This is a genomic window from Arenimonas sp. (assembly GCF_019459675.1).
Taxonomy (GTDB): Bacteria; Pseudomonadota; Gammaproteobacteria; order Xanthomonadales; family Xanthomonadaceae; genus Arenimonas.
This window is the reverse complement of sequence record NZ_JAIBFH010000481.1, coordinates 1-3,320: the sequence shown is the minus strand read 5'-3', so window position 1 is coordinate 3,320 and position 3,320 is coordinate 1. Positions and strand designations below refer to the sequence as shown.

At 65.6% G+C, this 3,320-nt stretch carries 4 protein-coding genes and 3 tRNA genes; all 7 read right to left on the bottom strand.

Annotated elements, in window-relative coordinates; genetic code table 11:
• Nucleotides 1-223: GTP-binding protein (locus K0M70_RS15830; RefSeq protein WP_290783675.1), on the bottom strand; the 223-nt coding region annotated here is incomplete at its 3' end.
• Between the two features lie 68 nt (nucleotides 224-291).
• A tRNA-Thr gene (locus tag K0M70_RS15825) sits at nucleotides 292-367 on the bottom strand.
• A 37-nt stretch (nucleotides 368-404) separates the two neighbouring features.
• Nucleotides 405-478, bottom strand: a tRNA-Gly gene (locus K0M70_RS15820).
• Between the two features lie 36 nt (nucleotides 479-514).
• A tRNA-Tyr gene (locus tag K0M70_RS15815) sits at nucleotides 515-600 on the bottom strand.
• 71 nt (nucleotides 601-671) lie between these two features.
• Nucleotides 672-1,763, bottom strand: coding sequence for a redox-regulated ATPase YchF (ychF, locus tag K0M70_RS15810; protein ID WP_290783673.1), 1,092 nt, complete (start codon nucleotides 1,761-1,763; stop codon nucleotides 672-674).
• 65 nt (nucleotides 1,764-1,828) lie between these two features.
• Nucleotides 1,829-2,410 carry an aminoacyl-tRNA hydrolase gene (pth, locus tag K0M70_RS15805; RefSeq protein ID WP_290783671.1) on the bottom strand — a complete coding sequence of 194 codons (582 nt, stop codon included), beginning with the start codon at nucleotides 2,408-2,410 and terminating at the stop codon, nucleotides 1,829-1,831.
• Nucleotides 2,411-2,464: 54 nt separating this feature from the next.
• Nucleotides 2,465-3,148 carry a 50S ribosomal protein L25/general stress protein Ctc gene (locus tag K0M70_RS15800; protein ID WP_290783669.1) on the bottom strand — a complete coding sequence of 228 codons (684 nt, stop codon included), beginning with the start codon at nucleotides 3,146-3,148 and terminating at the stop codon, nucleotides 2,465-2,467.
• Between the last annotated feature and the right edge of the window lie 172 nt (nucleotides 3,149-3,320).

The window sequence follows — 3,320 nt, the reverse complement described above, 5'->3', positions numbered from 1 at the left end:
GGTTCGCCGACTCGTATTCAACGTGCGCCGTCGAGATCGTGATGCCGCGCGCCTTTTCTTCCGGCGCCGCGTCGATCTGGTCGTACGCCTTGAACTCGCCGCCGAAACGCTCGGCGCCGATCTTGGTCAGCGCGGCCGTCAGCGTGGTCTTGCCATGGTCGACGTGACCGATGGTGCCGACGTTGACGTGCGGCTTGGTGCGCTCGAACTTACTCTTTGCCATTGCGAGTTACCCGGTAAGAATAAAGGTTTGCTTCAACCCGGTGCCGCATTGGCGGCCCCGGGGATGGATGGTGCTCATCACAGGAATCGAACCTGCGACCTCTTCCTTACCAAGGAAGTGCTCTACCGACTGAGCTAGATGAGCGAATACGTGGTGGTGCGGTGGAACTTGTTCAACCCGGTGGAGCGGGAGACGGGGATCGAACCCGCATGATCAGCTTGGAAGGCTGAGGTTCTACCATTGAACTACTCCCGCCCTGCGCTGCTTCCGTTACCGGTTACTTCGCGAAGCTGGTGGAGGGAGGTGGATTCGAACCACCGAAGGCGTGAGCCAGCAGATTTACAGTCTGCCCCCGTTGGCCGCTTGGGTATCCCTCCAGCAAGGAGCCGCCAATTTTCACGGCCGCGGCGACAAATGTCAACGCCCTTCGTGCAATTAAGTTCCAGGATCAGACATTGAAGCGGAAATGCAGCACGTCGCCCTCCTGCACCACGTACTCTTTTCCCTCCAGGCGCAGCCTGCCGGCGTCCCGGGCGCCCGATTCCCCGCGATATTTGATGAAGTCGTCGAAGGCGATGGTCTCGGCCCGGATGAAGCCCTTCTCGAAGTCCGTGTGGATCACCGCGGCCGCCTGCGGCGCAGTGGCGCCCTTGTGGACCTGCCAGGCGCGCACTTCCTTCACGCCGGCGGTGAAATAGGTCTGCATGCCCAGCAGGGCGTAGCCGGCGCGGATGACGCGGTTCAGGCCCGGCTCGGACAGGCCCATCTCGGCCAGGAACTCGGCGCGATCGGCGTCCTCCAGCTGCGACATCTCTTCCTCGATGGCCGCGCTGACCGGCACCACCTGGGCGCCCTCGGCCTCGGCGCGGGCCCGCACCAGGTCCAGCATCGGGTTGTTCTCGAAACCGTCCTCCAGCACGTTCGCAACGTACATCACCGGCTTGAGGGTCATCAGGAACAGGTCCCGGACCACGGCCCGGTCCTCGGCGCTCAGGCCCAGGGCCCGGGCCGGCTTGCCGGCGTCGAGGCCTTCGCGAACGCGGGAAAGCACCTCTTTCCGGACGATAGCGTCTTTATTGCCGGTTTTGGCCTCACGTTCGGCGCGGTTGAGCGATTTTTCCACCGAATCCAGGTCCGCCAGCGCCAGCTCCAGGTCGATCACCTCGATATCGGCGATGGGGTCGATCTTGCCGGACACATGGATGATGTCCGTGTTCTCGAAGCAGCGCACCACGTGGGCGATGGCGTCCACCTCGCGGATATGGGCCAGGAACTTGTTGCCCAGGCCCTCACCCTTCGACGCTCCGGCGACCAGGCCGGCAATGTCCACGAACTCGAAGGACGTGGCGATGGTCTTCTGCGGCTTGACGATCTCGGCCAGCTGCGCGAGGCGCGGGTCGGGCACCGGCACCACGCCGGTGTTGGGCTCGATGGTGCAGAACGGGAAGTTGGCCGCGGCGATGCCCGCCTTGGTCAGCGCGTTGAAAAGGGTCGACTTGCCGACGTTCGGCAGGCCGACGATGCCGCATTTGATGCCCATGGTGACTACTTCCGGTTCGCGAATCCTCAGGCGGCAGCGGGCGGGGCCGGCTGCCGCGTGCGGACTCAGGGTTTGGGGGTGTGCAGGCGTTTCATGGCCTCGGCGAAATCGCCGTTGACCGCCAGCGGCATGACGCCCAGGGCGTCGTCGATGGCGCGCAGCATGCTGGCCTCGTCGTCCTTGCCGGGACGCCCCAGGACCCAGGGGGTGACTTTGTCCTTGTGGCCGGGATGGCCGATGCCGATCCGCAGGCGGTGGAACTTGCCGTGGCCCAGGTGCTGGATGGTGTCGCGCAACCCGTTCTGTCCGCCGTGGCCGCCGTCGAACTTCAGGCGCGCGGTGCCGGTGTCGAGGTCGAGTTCGTCATGGGCCAGCAGGGCCTCTTCGGGATCGATTTTCCAGTAGCGCAGTGCCGCCGAGACCGACCGGCCGGAGGCATTCATGAAAGTGGCCGGGCGCAGCAGCCAGACGGTGCGGCCCGCGAGGTCGATCTTTGCGGTTTCACCAAACAGCTTGGATTCCAGCCCGAAACGCACCCCGGCCTGGCTGGCGAGGGCGTCCAGAAACCAGAACCCGGCGTTGTGCCGGGTTCGGGCGTATTCGGCACCGGGATTGCCCAGGCCGACGATGAGGCGGAGTCCAGCCACGTCGGAGTATCTCGACGCCAGCGGCCCGCCCGGAGGCGGGACGCTGGCCCGGGATTACTTCTTCTTCGGCGCGGCAGCAGGCGCCGCGTCGGGCTTGGCCACCTTGGCGGCCGGGACGTCGGCGGAAGCCGCGGCCGGCTCGGGCTCGGCTTCGACGCGGGCATGCTTGGCGATGACGACGGCCAGGTCATGTTCCTTGCCGGCGTGCACGAGCGCCGGCAGGCTGACGCCCTTGGGCATGACCAGCTGCGACAGGTGGATGATGTCGCCCAGGGCCAGTTCGGCCAGATCGACCTCGATGAACTCCGGCAGGTCGCGCGGCAGGCAGCTGACTTCGACTTCGTTGAGCTCGTGGGTGACCACGACGCCCGCGGTCTTGCCGGCCGGCGAGGTTTCCTGGTTCACGAAGTGCAGCGGCACCTTGGCGCGCAGGGCTTCGTTCTCGCTCACGCGCAGGAAGTCCAGGTGCAGGATCTGCTGCTTGAACGGATGGCGCTGCATGTCACGCAGCAGGACCTTCTCGGCCTTGCCGTCGATGCTCAGCTCGAGGATGGCCGAGTAGAACCATTCGTTCTGGCTGGCGACCCAGAGGTGGTTGTGCTCGACCTGGACGCTCTGCGGCTCCTGGTGGGCGCCGTAGACGATGGCCGGGACCTGGCCGCTGTGACGGAGGCGGCGGCTCGCACCTTTGCCCTCGACTTTGCGGCTGGTGGCCGTGATGTTGTGGATGGTTGCCATGTGGGTGTTGCCTTCTGAAAAGTGATGCGCTTTTGGCGCTTTCCACGGTGCCCGCGACCAGGCCCCGCGTCGTTCCCGGTGCGGGAATCGGGGATCGGCACTCGCGAATGCCGATCCCGGATCCCCGCCCCGCCCTGCTTCAGTCCACGTAGAGCGAACTGACCGATTCACC